Origin of the sequence: Bacillus sp. HMA207, assembly GCF_003402455.1 — a bacterium.
Classification (GTDB): domain Bacteria; phylum Bacillota; class Bacilli; order Bacillales; family Bacillaceae_G; genus Bacillus_A; species Bacillus_A cereus.
This window is the reverse complement of record NZ_BEZT01000001.1, coordinates 2343719-2358127: the sequence shown is the minus strand read 5'-3', so window position 1 is coordinate 2358127 and position 14409 is coordinate 2343719. Positions and strand designations below refer to the sequence as shown.

Genomic DNA, 14409 nt, shown 5'->3' with positions numbered 1-14409 from the left:
AAAGTTGGAAAATATTCTTATACTCATAAAGTGTTACATTTGAGGGAGGAAAGATGGAATTCTACAATCTTGGTATTATTATTAAAGAACTTAGAAAGAAAAAAAACATGTCACAATCTGAATTATGCCATGGAATATGTTCACAAAGTCAAATTAGTAAGATAGAAAAAGGTATTATTTATCCATCTAGCATATTGTTGTATCAATTATCTGAAAGACTTGGTATTGATCCAAATTATATATTTGCACTAACCAAAAACAAAAAAATAAAATATATTGAAAATGTAAAATATGTAATGAGAGATTGTGTGAAACAAAAACAATATAATGAGCTTTACGAAATAGTGAAAAAAGAGAAAAACGAAAATAATTTCCAATCAAAAGAAGATAAACAATTTCTATTATGGCATGAAGCGATTGCTATATATTATGTAAATGGAGCAACAATTAATGCTTTTGACATTTTAAATAGAGCACTAAAACAAACCTTAAGTAGTAGTAACTTTTTATCAGAAAAAGAAATAAGCATAATGAATTCAATTGCTATAATACATGCAGAAAATAAAGAGTATGAGAAAAGTATAAATATATTAAAACAAAGTTTAATTAATTTTAATAAGATAGAATTTCCTAGAGAAAAAGAAATCAAATTAAGACTCATTCATACGTTAACAAAATGTTTACACCTTGCAAATCAATATGAAGAAGCAATAAAGTATAGTGAAATAGGCATAAAATTAGCCATAAATATGAATACTTTATACTTATTAGGTGAATTATTCTTTGAAAAAGGTGCAATTTTATTAAAAGTTCAGCACTCTAATGAAGTTGGTTTAACATACATAAAAAAGGCATTATTTATATTTGAATTAACAGAAAGAAAACAATATATAAAAATTATCAAGGATAAATATATTAAAAATCAAGAATAAACAAGAAATAATTCTAACATAAGTTATTCCTAATTGGTATTTATTCCTAAAAAAAGTGCTGTAATACGAACTATTCCTAATTGTTGTTTATTGCTAAAATAAGTACCGTAATATTAGATAAAAATAAAGGGTGGCATTTTATGAAAACAAGAGGGATTACTCGTAAAGCAGATAGCATGGGGCGTATTGTTATTCCAATGGAAATAAGACGGAGTTTAGGAATTGTAGAAAAAGATTCTCTTGAAATGTTTATAGAAGAGGATCAGATTATTTTACGAAAATATCAATCTCCAAGAGCTTGTGCACTTACAGGGGATATTTCAGACAGCAATATTTCGTTAGCGAATGGGAAGATTATTGTAAGTCCAAGCGGGATGGAACTGTTAATAAAGAAGTTACAGCAATATCTTTTAAAATAAAAGGTAAGTAAGAAATTTAAAATAGAATATACTTGGAAAAAGGTCCTCTATCACCATTTAGGGGACCTTTTTATTGTTATCAATAAAATTGAGAGGCCGTAGTTGGTTCAATGAAATACGAATTACCTTATAAATAGTCTGACTATTTTTTATAAAAAAACTATTTATTTACATTTTTTGGTTTCGTGTTATATTTTTAGTGTCAATATATTTATCTTGAAAATTCTGATTTTAAACTCAGGAAAACTTTAGAAAATGAAATACTCTTACTTGAATTGAAAATCATATAAACATAGTTTGAAAGTAAAGTATGAAAATGAATCAGATTTTCAAATTAAATTTGTCAATTCAATAGAGGTTCGTGGGGGAAATGTAGCTAAGAAGAAATCTCTTATACTCCATGTTTTTTATTTGTAAATCGGTAATTCTAATAGCTCTGACGAAAAGTAAAGGAGTAAAAAAGAAGTGGATAGTTTGTTTAATGAAGATAGGGTGTAAAAAATAAAACAACGGAGGTTTTATAATGAATAAAGGAATACTGCAGATTACAGAAATTGAAGAAATTACTATTCCGAATCTATTGAAGGATAAAATGAAGAATCTGATAGAAAATGAATTAAAAACTCATAATCCTTATACTTGTGATCAAGAAATAGCAGCATATTTTTCAAAAGAGTGGCTTAATTGTTTGATTGACTATTCAAAGAAAAATCCGAATTCAGATATGAAAAACCTACTACATATGATAAAAATAGCGAATTGTGGTGGGAACGTACCGCCTATCCTTATTAAAAATACTCCATGTGATCCTATAGAAACACTATTACCTGGGGAAAATCGCAGAGGTTTTAATTATGGTGAAGACGAACACGATAGAATGAAAAAATATTTTTATGCAGAATGGGTCACATGGCTTTTTGCCACACTTTTTAATTATGATGCTTTAATTCACCCATCCGAACATGCAGGGAAAAATAGATTTCATCTTATTTCGCCTTTAAATAACGATGAAGTTTTGCGAAATGTCGGTGCAAGCACCGGTGGCGGGAACTTTTATCAACATAACGATGCCACAGTGTATACAGATATGAAAGACCAGTCAGATATTGAAGCGAGATTGAATACATTCAATACAAATTTAGAAATTGTATCAAATAGACTTAATAAATCCGTGGAACGAATAGTGTCTGAAATTACTTGTGGAAAATTTACTAGAGTTGATGCTCTTTTATTAAAAGGAGTGTTAAATTTAAAAACTCAAACTCATATTGGAACGCCAAAATTACTTCAAAAGCATCTTGAAGAAAATCACTTCAGTAAAGATGATATATTGGCGATAAGTAAAATGCCTATTGCTCATATCGCAGGAATGGCGGATGGTGAAATATCTGGATTTGTAGGGGAAATAAACCAAATTATATTTTTGGATGACAATGGTGATATTATTGCAACTTGTTTGAATGGAGCAGAAAATAGATTGATTTATGTGGGAGAAAGTGAAGAAGAAAAATTGAAATTTGACATGTTTTTAGAACTCTTACGAACAACGCCTACTTATAAGGTTCCACTTACATCTGAAGATTTATTAATTATCCCAAATTCATACTATGGTAAACAAACAAATGTAACTCATGGTAGGGAAAGGTTATCTGAGGAAGAATATAAAATCCCGATTGGAGATAATAAGTACGGAAGAAGAATTGTTTGCAGGCAGTACGTTTCCAGCCGATTACGTGATCAGAAAGAAAGTTACTTTACAGATATCATTAACTAGTTTAAAGAGAGGAGGGGCGATGGGGAGGTTTGGGTTATAATAGCTCAAGCCTGCCCCTATTCTTTGTATGGATTTTACTATTGAATTACTCATACTACTATTTTTAGTAGCTGTATTAGCAGGATGGATAGATACAATTGCTGGGGGCGGTGGTATGATAACTATCCCGATAATGTTATTAGTAGGTATGTCTCCTTCTGTAGCGATAGCAACTAATAAACTACAAGGGAGTAGCGGAACCCTCATGGCAACAATGATTTTTATTAAGAAGAAAGAAATTAATCTCAAAGATATGCGTTTGTCCATCTTAATGACCTTTTTGGGATCCGTTTTCGGTGGATGGCTTGTTTTACAGATACGGGCAGAATATCTAATCATGATATTACCTTTTTTACTTATTATTATTGGTCTTTATTTTCTATTATCTCCAAATATAGCAAACGAAGATCGACCGAGAAAAATAAGTATGTTGTTGTTTGCGTTAACAGTGGCTCCATTCCTTGGATTTTATGATGGCTTCTTCGGCCCAGGAACAGGTAGTTTAATTGCTTTAGCATTCATTCTTTTATGTGGATATAGTGCTACAAGAGCAACTGCAAATGCTAAAATCTTGAATTTTACAAGTAATTTCGCCGCTTTGTTATATTTTATTATTTTTGGCCAAATCGATTGGACAATTGGGTTGATTATGATGCTTGGTCAAATTATAGGATCATATATTGGAGCGAAGATGGTGCTTACAAAAGGGACGTCATTAATACGACCAATAGTGGTTATTGTTTGCTTTGTCATGGCAATTAAAATTTTTTTACAAAATATGAACTAAATGTAATCAAAATATTATTTGGATCAAAGTTAGAGTGTTTTCATGTTCTTATTGCAGTATTACGCTGTTTAAGATGTGTTCAAAATTACACAATTTGACTAGTGTAATGTAATGCGTTATGCTTTTTTTAGTATAAAAGAAAGGCTTGAAGATAATGATTCGTCGTTTGAGAAAGCTAAAAAATGTAGCTGTCGTAGTAAGCTTCTAAGTAAATAGCAAAATATATAATACTTAGAAGCGAGGAATAAAGTTATGAAGTATCCATTATTTAATCATTGGTCAGAAACACAGTATATAAAAGATATAGTAACAAATCCACTCATTGAAGTGGGAGAGTACTCCTATTATTCAGGCTATTATAGTCATCAAAATTTTGAAGATGGCTGTGTAAGGTATTTGTGGGGGGATGCTAAGTCTCAAGCACTTTTCAATCCAATTGAACAGATGGGATGGCATCTTGATAAACTCATTATTGGGAATTATGTTTGCATTGCAAGTGGGGTAGTCATTTTAATGGGGGGTAATCATAATCATCACTCAGAATGGATTACAGTATATCCATTCGCTGAGCAAATTAAACAATCATATGAACCTAGGGGAGATACAGTCATTAAAAGTGATGCTTGGATTGGAATGAATGCTATAATAATGCCTGGCGTTACTATTGGTGAAGGTGCAATTGTTGCTGCAGGATCTGTCGTAAGTAAAGATGTTCCGCCGTATACAATAGTTGGTGGAAATCCTGCTAAGGAAATAAAGAAACGATTCACTGATACAGAAATAAACATGTTAATGGAAATGCGTTGGTTTGATTGGGATAGGAAATTGATTGAGAAGGCAATTCCGCTGTTATCTAGTCCATCCATCGAACCATTATTTACTTTTTATAAAAATGAAGTGAAAAATAAATAAATCAGTTAGAAAAACTACATCCAGTATAGGGTGTAGTTTTTTATTTTTTGTAAATGTGGAACAAATGTATTATTTAGATTGTCTATTAACTGTAATCCTAAAAAATATGAAAGTGTGAATCATTTTGAAAAATATAAGGGGATTAAAAATAAGGATATGTGTGGGAATACAAAGTATTAGCGCACATAAAAGTGTCGGATGAGATGGTCTATATGAAAGCGATTCTAACGTTTTATATGTATATATAATTTGAGAACACTGTCTATTTTTTGCGGGATTATGTTAAAATAACGCTTTTTTTGAGTACAAAGAAATTGGAGGTAACAGAAGTGAAAGGTATGTTTTGCAAGAGAGTTATTGCAATAGTAACAGTGCTTACAATATTTTGTAGCATGGTCGTTACAATTGGAAGAGCAGCAGCGGAAACAGTTCCTGCTATAGACGTTGAAGCAGGATCAGCAATTTTAATAGAAGCAAATTCCGGAAAAATTTTATATGAAAAAAATGCAGATGAATCATTGGCAATTGCTAGTATGACAAAAATGATGAGCGAATACTTAGTTCATGAAGCGGTGGATAAAGGAAAACTTAAATGGGATCAAAAAGTTAAAATCTCTGAATATGCACATAAGATTTCGCAAGATCGTTCACTATCAAATGTTCCATTAGAAAATGGTGGCTCTTATACGGTAAAAGAGTTATATGAGGCAATGGCAATTTACTCTGCAAATGGTGCAACAATTGCTTTAGTTGAACAGATTGCTGGTAAAGAGGTCAATTTTGTAAAAATGATGAACGATAAGTCAAAAGAGTTTGGTATGAAAGATTATAAGTTTGTAAACTCTACCGGCTTAACAAATCAAGATTTAAAAGGATATCATCTAGAAGGGACAACTCTAGACGAGAAAAATAAAATGTCTGCAAGGGATTGTGCAATTTTAGCACAACGTCTTATTCAAGATTTCCCCAAAATATTAAATACAGCAAAAATTCCTAAAAAAACATTCCAAGAGGGTGGTAAATATCCAATTGATATGGCGAACTTTAATTGGATGTTAAAAGGTTTAATTAAGCAATATGAAGGTGTAGATGGTTTGAAAACAGGAACGACTCCAGAAGCGGGAGATTGTTTCACTGGTACAGTAGAAAGAAATGGTATGCGCCTAATTTCTGTATTGATAAAAGCAAAATCTCATACGGCACGTTTTGATGAAACAAAGAAATTATACGATTATGGATTTGCGAATTTTGAAGTGAAGAATGTCTACGGAAAAGATTCAGTAATAAAAGGACATGAAACAGTTCGAGTGGCAAATGCAAAAGACAAAGATGTAGTAGTTCAAACGAAGCAAGCTGTTTCACTTCCAATGCCGAAGGGCAATAAAGACATTTATAAAAAAGAATTTAAAGTATCGAATACGGAACAAGAAGCGCCTATTAAAGAGGGAGTAACTATTAGTAAAATGATTATCTCTCCTAAAGATAATACAGATTCTGGTTTCTTATCAGGTAAATCATTACAAATAGACCTTGTAACAAAATCTGATGTGGAACAAGCAAATTGGCTTACACGTTTTATACGTAAAACAGGATCTTTTTTTAGTGGTATGTGGGATAGTGCGATTGATATAGTAAAAAGCTAATTTTATAGGATACAACTAAATATTAGTTTGAAACAAAAGGTTTCAAAGCACTATAGATTCTTATGTGGATAGCTTGGAATGTCAGGGTGTAATTTTTTCTTCTCACTTTGTGCATTGCAATGACAATACTTTTTTCTATAGTTTCGTATCATTTAATCGAAAAGAAATCAACTGGGCAAAACAAAGAACAACAATTTTTTTGAAAAAAGTATAATTTCTAGATAGATTTTATTTCTTTAGTAAATATATGAATATGACCGATTCCTAAGTATACTTAGGAATCGGTCAATTTTAGATTCTAAATGTAAATATAGTAAAGTGGAATATAATTGAAATCGAAAACCACTTAGAAATAACAATTACGGTGTGAGCTATTGTATAGTATAGATATGGTTAACAATAAAGGGGGAATACATATGTGGAAGCGATTTGTAGCAATTGGCGATAGTTTTACAGAGGGGATAGGGGATGAAGTTGAGGGAATTGCATTAAAAAGCTGGGTAGATCATTTTGTTCAACTGTGTGAAAATGATATAGAATATGCCAATTTTGCAAAGCGTGGGTTAGTAACTAAAGAAATTCGATTGCAGCAATTGGAAAAGGCGCTAACTTTTAATCCAGATTTGGTTAGTCTCATTGCAGGGGCAAACGATGTTTTAAAAGGACGTTGGAATCATGATGCATATAAGAACGATATGGAATTTATGATAGATACATTAAGTAAAGCAGGGGCTGATATTATTATAGCAAACCTTCCAGATTTTACAGTTAGGCTTCCTTTTGCTTCTGAAAAAAAACAAGTAATAAAAGAACAATTATTAGAGGCAAATGAAGTTATACATTCACTGAGCAGAGAGTATAAGCTTCATCATGTTGATTTTTGGAATCATCATTTAGTTAATGACAATACGCTTTGGTCTAAGGATTTAATTCATCCAAACTCAAAAGGATATGTAAAAGTTGCTGAATTAATTTTTAGTAGTTTGCCTGTACAGAAGACAAAATAATAGTTTGCAATGTAACGAATATGATATTAAGTGTATGAAGCTATGTTTTTTAGTAAATGGAAAGAACTAAACATTTAGCAAACAAAGCGTTTCTACGATATATTTCTACAGTAGTGCACAAATACAGAATCACAAAGAAAGATCACTTATGGAAGTAGGTGGTCTTTAAATGTTTTTATAACTAAATTAGTATATACTGTATTACTAACAGTTTCGTACTACATAAAAATTAAGTTCTCTTATAGAAAAACTGATTTTATATTATCTTAAAATATAATAACATGTTCAAATGATATTTTGGGTATGTATCCTAATGGTGAATGATGTGTAATTTTTTTGAAGTATAAATATCCAATAAATAAAATAGGTAGTAGGTGCAGAAGTATTAATACTATATTATTCAATTCTTGTTATGAGTACATTAGTGATTGGTAATATTATATTTTTATTATCAACTTTAGTTATTGGAATTAATTTGCATAGAAAATATGTAGGATAAGAAAAAATAAATATACTTTATTGTATATTTATTTTTTTGTTTAGTAGGATTTATAGTCTCTATAAACTATTATGTTAATAAAATTAAAAAACTTAATTCTTGATATCCTTATGGCTAAAGCTATCTATAAAATGACAATATAACTAAATAATTGTTTGGTATGATTTGTGGATTTAGTTTTTTATCCGAATTTTCTGATTCAAATATTTCAACTTTATGAATATAGTAGGTGAAATATTTGTGTGATAGTATTTGAGATAGAAAAAAGCCAACTTTAAAAAGGATGTGAATTGAATGTGCAAACGACTGTAAAGGGTTATATTAAGGAAACGTTTAGCTGTTATTAGTGTAAGGTAAAGATATATTTTGTAACAGTTGATATAAAAATGAAGAAATAGGTACGCTTTCGTTTGTCTGACTATTTTAAATATATGAAAAACAAGAGTGGTTTGAGTTTTGACGAAGTTAAATTCTAGGTGAGATGTCAATAATGATTAATTAAGTTTAATAAAGAGGTACCTTATACGCAAAAGCGTTTATATTAGTAACCTAAGGAGCTTGCTTTTATGAAAACTACTGATTCAAAAGGCCTATTAGGAAATAGGGTTTATTTACAAGTTTTCTCTGCCTATTCATTGCTTATGCTTGGTGTTTTTATTGATATGTTAGCGATTATGACTATAGTTGGGTTTGAATGGGAAGTAGATCCTACTATGATTGGATTGATTCCTGTTGCATATGCACTTCCTGGAATTATTTTTGGCTCATGGGCAGGTGTTATTGCAGATCGTTTTAGAAAAATTCCAATTATGATGTTCTGTAATCTAATGGTTGGTCTAATAACAATTGCTCTTTTATTTGTACAAGATATCCACTGGCTCTTAGTGGCATTAATGATTCGTTCCATTTTTATTGTTTTCTATTATCCTGCACAGCAAACACTAACAAGACAGATTGTATCCCCGGACTTGCTTACTAAAGCAGTAAGTATCAACGGAATAGTAGAGCAGGGTACAAAGATAGTAGGCCCACTTATAGGGGGCATGTTGCTGAGTTGGTTTCAACCAGAGTTCTGCCTCATTATAAGAGCTATAAGTTGTTTATTAGCTACCTTAGTTCTCATACCCACAATAAAATTTAAAGAAACTATATCGAAAGAATTTGTTGAAAAGCAAAAACAAAGTACTTGGACCGCTTGGGTACAAGGGTGGGGTTATGTGTTATCTAATCGGATAATATTATCAACCATGATTTTCGTTACAATAGCCATGGCAGTATTACAATTAGTAGACTCACAATTCCCAACTTTATTTAAGAGCTTATTCCCACATGATAAAAGTAAAATGGGATATATCATTTCTATTATTGGTCTTGGCGGAATACTTGGTGCATTACTAACTCAGAAATTAAAACAATTTCAATATGGCTGGGTAGTATGTGGAGGTATGGTTTTAATGGGAATTGGTTTTGGGGGGATTGGTTTGATAACGCCCGGTACGGTCTTCGTTTTAGCCTATTTAATTAGTTTTATCGCTGGTATTGGAAGTGGGCTGATGCTTGTATCTAATCAAGTCATATTACAAATAGAATCCGATCAAGATCAAGTAGGAAGAGTATTTGGTATACAAAGCAGTTTAACAAACGCAGTTTTAATTATTTCCCCTGCTATGAGTGGCCCATTAGTGCATTTATTTGGAGTAACTCAACTCTATGTTTATGGAGGGATTGGGCTTGTTATTATTGGAGTAATTGGAGTTTCACTGCAGAAATATTTATGGGCTAAACATAAACACGAGCCAATAAGAGCAAATAATTTTTGAAGGGAAGATTTTTATGACCAATGAGGAATGTTATCCATTAAGCCACCCGCAGCGAAGAATATGGTATACAGAAGTTGTTCATTCTGATAAAGGAATATGTAATTTAAGATTTTTATTTAAACTTCATCGAAAAATGAACTATTCAAATTTAAACCAAGTTGTGAATCGCGTTATCAGTGAAAATGACGGTCTGTGCATTAGGTTAAAAGAAAATGGGCATCAGGAACCGAAACAATATTTTACTAAACATGAAGAACAAGAATTTGAGTTTTTTGATTTCAGTAATGTGGAGAATACAAATTTGCTTGAGGAATGGATTGAGCAGAAAACAAAAGAAACGTTTACATTATTTAATTCAAATTTATACTATTTCGCTTTAATAAAATTAAACGATAATGAATGTGCAGTCTTTGGAAATGTTCATCATATTATTATGGATGGTTTATCAATTCAAATATTTACTGAGCAGATTGCAAAATATTATTATGACATGCATAACGAGAATGAGGAAGGCGAAATTAAAAATTCATATGTTCAATTTCTGACCAATGAACAAACATACTTGAATAGTAGTCGCTTTCAAAAAGATCAAAAATTTTGGTTAGAGGAATTTAAAACACTGCCATCTGTGACTGGATTGAAGCCTTATAATACGTACCAAGTTAGTACCAAAGCATCACGTGAGACGTTTATATTAACGGAGCATTTGAAGAGAAAGATAGAAGAATTTTCTGAAGATTACAATTTTAGTTTATACACCCTTTTTGTTGCTGCTTTCTCGTTGTCCATGTATCGGTGGACCTCATCGCTTGATATTGGTTTAGGAATGGCTTACGGAAACCGTATGACTAAAATGGAACGAAAATTGATTGGAATGATGGTGAGTACAGTTCCTTTAAGAATGGATATTGATCCAGAAGAAGAAGTACTTTCATTTATTAGTAGGGTGTCCAGAAAACAAAGTAAATCATTAAGGCACCAGAAATATCCATTTGATTTGTTATTAAAGCAGATTAATAAAGAGAATAACAGTAATGTGAGACTTTTCGGAACTACGATTGATTATAGGGATCGTGATGAAAGTGGTGACTCACTATGGATTCCAAACCGTGAAGAAGTACAAGATTTTGCAGTGCATATTGAAAATCTAATTGATATAGACTCTTTACATGTACATATTGATTATCGTGAGGAGCTATTTTCTAAGGAAGAGATAAAACGGTTTTTTAACGTGATGTTAGCGATAATGGAAAACACTTTTGAAAACCCAAAGCAGAAGGTGGCTGAAATAGAAATCATTTCTGAGGAAGATAAAAGAAAAAGTTTAGTTGAGTTCAACAATCCTAAACTGGATGTCCCGCCTCAAGTAACTATTCATGAAATGTTCGAACGGCAAGCGATGATTTATCCAAATGCTATTGCAGTTACGTATGAAAAAGAAAAAATTACTTATAAGGAGCTTAATGGACGTGCAAACCAGTTAGCTCATTATCTGCAGAAAAAAGGAGTAGGACCTGATACTTTAGTTGGACTGTGCGTTGAACGTTCCCACGAGATGATTGTAGGTATTTTAGGGATTTTGAAGGCTGGTGGGGCTTATGTCCCACTTGATCCAACATATCCAGAGCAACGACTTCAATATATTTTAGAAGATGCTAGCATTCAGTTATTCGTAACGCAAGAAAGTTTAAAAGAATTGAACTGGTTACCAGAAAATGTTGAGTCGATTTGCCTGGATCGTGATCAAGATGAGATTGGGAAAGAAAGTAAGACTTTGCCGGTTTCTAGTGTCGGTCCCAAAAATCTGGCATATGTAATCTATACTTCGGGATCAACGGGAAATCCAAAGGGCGTTATGATAGAACATCACAATGTCATTCGGTTATTTAAATCGACGGATTGTTGGTATCAGTTTAATGAAAAAGATACTTGGACGCTTTTTCATTCGTATGCATTTGATTTCTCAGTATGGGAAATTTGGGGAGCGTTATTATATGGTGGAAAATTAGTTGTTGTTCCGTACTGGATTAGTCGATCACCTAAGGATTTTTATCAATTATTGGTGGAGGAAGAAGTCACAGTTCTAAATCAGACACCTTCCGCATTTCGACAATTAATACAAGTGTGTGAACAAGAAGATAAGAATAAAAATTTGCAGCTGCGTTATGTCATATTTGGCGGAGAAGCGTTAGAACCTACTAGCTTGTTACCGTGGTTTCAAAGGTATGGGGAGAAAAAACCACAGTTAATTAATATGTATGGAATTACAGAAACTACAGTTCATGTTACATATTATCCAATTACTTTAGATGATGTGCAGCATGCTTCAAGAAGTAATATTGGAAAGCGGATTCCCGATTTAGAAGTGTATATATTAGACGCTTATCAACAACCTGTTCCTATAGGTGTCGATGGTGAACTTTATATTGGCGGGGCAGGGCTTGCACGTGGGTATTTAAATAGACCTGAATTAACAGCAGAGCGTTTTATATCTCATCCATTTAGTAGTGATCTGAAAGCAAGATTATACCGGACAGGAGACTTAGCGAGGTATTTGCCAGATGGGAATCTAGATTATCGTGGAAGAATTGATCATCAGGTTAAAATACGTGGTTTCCGAATTGAGATTGGGGAAATTGAGTCTACTTTACATACATATGCATATGTAAAAGAGGCAGTTGTAATTGTAAGAGAAGATCAGCCAGGCGATAAACGATTAGTAGCATATGTTGTAGGAGATGGAGATGGAAATGTAGATGCGTGGAGAGAGTATCTTAAAGCGAAACTACCAAGTTATATGGTTCCTTCGGGATTTGTGGCGATGGAAGCTATTCCACTTACAGCTAACGGTAAAGTTGATCGTGAGGCCTTACCTATGCCGGAGGAAACGCAGATTAATAGTGAATGTGTTGGCCCTCGGAATAGTAACGAACAGATACTAACTACCATTTGGAAGAGAGTATTAGGTGTTAAAAAGGTGGGAATCTATGATAATTTCTTTGAAATTGGTGGCGACTCGATTCTCAGTATTCAAATCATATCTCAAGCAAGTCAAGTGGGGTTAAAACTTACTCCAAAGCAAATGTTTGAATGCCCAACTATCGCTGAGCTGGCACAAGTGGCTATAGAAACGCAGGGAGTACAAGCGGAGCAGGGAATTGTGATAGGTGATGTGCCTCTTACTCCAATTCAGTGCTGGTTCTTCGAGCAAGAACATCCACATACAGAGCATTGGAATCAATCAATGCTTTTAAGAGTAAAAGAAAGATTGAATGTGAAATTACTAGAGGGAGCGATATTAAATTTACTGAAACATCATGATGCTTTACGTTTCCGGTACGAACAGTTACCAAACGGAACGTGGAGGCAGAGAAATGAAGGGACTGATGAGCTGTCAGTACTCCATGTTGTAAAACGTAATCAAGTTAATGAAAAAGAGTGGAATAAAATAATACAAGAAGAGATGAACATTAATCAAGCTAGTTTCAATTTAGTTAATGGTCCGTTAATGAGAGTAGTGTACTTTGAAGATAACTTGACTAGAAATGATCGAATATTCTGGGTGATTCATCATTTAGTAGTAGATGGAGTGTCATGGAGGATTCTATTGGAAGATTTACAGGTGGTATATAACCAGATGAAACAAGGTCAAGAAGTTCGCTTACCTGCGAAAAGTACATCTTTTAAAGAGTGGTCTGAACGACTCCAGACATACAGTGATTCGGGTATTTCAAAAGAAGTACAAAATTATTGGAATGAACAAGTAGAAAAAGAAACGATGAAAATTCCAATGGACTATCCAATACAAGAAACGACAGAAGAATCGATTGATCAAGTGACGAGGACTTTAGGAATAGAAGAAACACAAACATTGTTACACGAAGTTCTAGTCACTCATAAGACAAGGATTGATGAGGTACTATTAACGGCATTAGGACAAGCTATCGTCGATTGTACAAATCAGCAAACCGTTTCTATTCATCTAGAAGGACACGGAAGAGAAGAGATGATTGAAGGTATTGATTCATCAAGGACAGTGGGCTGGTTCACGAGTATTTATCCCGTTCATCTCAATTTTCAAGGAACTCAAACACCTATTGAAGGGTTAAAGGCTGTCAAAGAACAATTACGTCGAATTCCAAATCGCGGAGTTGACTATGGTATTTTACGTTACTTGAATAAAGGATTACTTCCGTTTTATCAGCAAAAGCCTTCAATAAGCTTTAACTATTTGGGCCAATTTGATCAGGTGTTTTCAAGGGACTCTTTGTTTATGCAAGAGACAGGATTTACATTTTTAGATCATGCTCCAGATTCCAAACCATCTCATCTAATTGAAGTTATCGGAATGGTGAAAGATGAAAAGTTACATTTTATTTGGATGTATAGTAGGGAACAGTTTTCTAAATTAAAAATTCAAGTGATAGCAGATGGTATGTTAAGGCATCTCCGTCAACTTATAAATAAACCAACAACAGAGTCTGCTTTTACGGTATCAGATTTTGCTGATGCAGAGGATCTTACGGAAGAAAGCTTAAGCAAAGTATTACTTAAATTAACAAAGAAGAGGGTGTAAA

The 14409-nt window shown here is 32.8% G+C and carries 9 protein-coding genes and 1 pseudogene; all 10 read left to right on the top strand.

The window, feature by feature from the left end; all coding sequences use genetic code 11:
• Positions 1-53: 53 nt before the first annotated feature.
• The gene (locus tag HMAS_RS12235; protein WP_065223714.1) at positions 54-932 is read left to right on the top strand and encodes a helix-turn-helix domain-containing protein; all 879 of its coding nucleotides are present in this window, start codon (positions 54-56) and stop codon (positions 930-932) included.
• A gap of 140 nt (positions 933-1072) precedes the next feature.
• Complete coding sequence (locus HMAS_RS12230) at positions 1073-1351, top strand: AbrB/MazE/SpoVT family DNA-binding domain-containing protein (RefSeq protein ID WP_000857360.1); 279 nt, start codon at positions 1073-1075, stop codon at positions 1349-1351.
• Between the two features lie 523 nt (positions 1352-1874).
• The gene (locus tag HMAS_RS12225; RefSeq protein ID WP_001032364.1) at positions 1875-3125 is read left to right on the top strand and encodes a hypothetical protein; all 1251 of its coding nucleotides are present in this window, start codon (positions 1875-1877) and stop codon (positions 3123-3125) included.
• A gap of 67 nt (positions 3126-3192) precedes the next feature.
• Positions 3193-3951, top strand: coding sequence for a TSUP family transporter (locus tag HMAS_RS12220; protein WP_000347984.1), 759 nt, complete (start codon positions 3193-3195; stop codon positions 3949-3951).
• A gap of 252 nt (positions 3952-4203) precedes the next feature.
• Positions 4204-4863: a CatB-related O-acetyltransferase gene (locus tag HMAS_RS12215; RefSeq protein ID WP_025709614.1), complete on the top strand. Its 660-nt coding sequence runs from the start codon at positions 4204-4206 to the stop codon at positions 4861-4863.
• Positions 4864-5192: 329 nt separating this feature from the next.
• Positions 5193-6506 (top strand): D-alanyl-D-alanine carboxypeptidase family protein, encoded by a 1314-nt coding sequence (locus HMAS_RS12210; RefSeq protein ID WP_025709613.1) that lies wholly within the window; start codon positions 5193-5195, stop codon positions 6504-6506.
• 92 nt (positions 6507-6598) lie between these two features.
• A pseudogene (locus HMAS_RS12205) lies at positions 6599-6720 on the top strand (acyltransferase); the annotation flags it as partial.
• 202 nt (positions 6721-6922) lie between these two features.
• On the top strand, positions 6923-7513 hold the full coding sequence (locus tag HMAS_RS12200; protein WP_025709612.1) for an SGNH/GDSL hydrolase family protein: 591 nt from the start codon (positions 6923-6925) through the stop codon (positions 7511-7513).
• Between the two features lie 1065 nt (positions 7514-8578).
• Entirely contained in the window at positions 8579-9832 is a 1254-nt protein-coding gene (locus HMAS_RS12195; protein WP_000858613.1) for an MFS transporter, read from the top strand.
• A gap of 13 nt (positions 9833-9845) precedes the next feature.
• On the top strand, positions 9846-14408 hold the full coding sequence (locus tag HMAS_RS12190; RefSeq protein ID WP_116344855.1) for a non-ribosomal peptide synthetase: 4563 nt from the start codon (positions 9846-9848) through the stop codon (positions 14406-14408).
• The last annotated feature ends 1 nt before the right edge of the window (position 14409 follow it).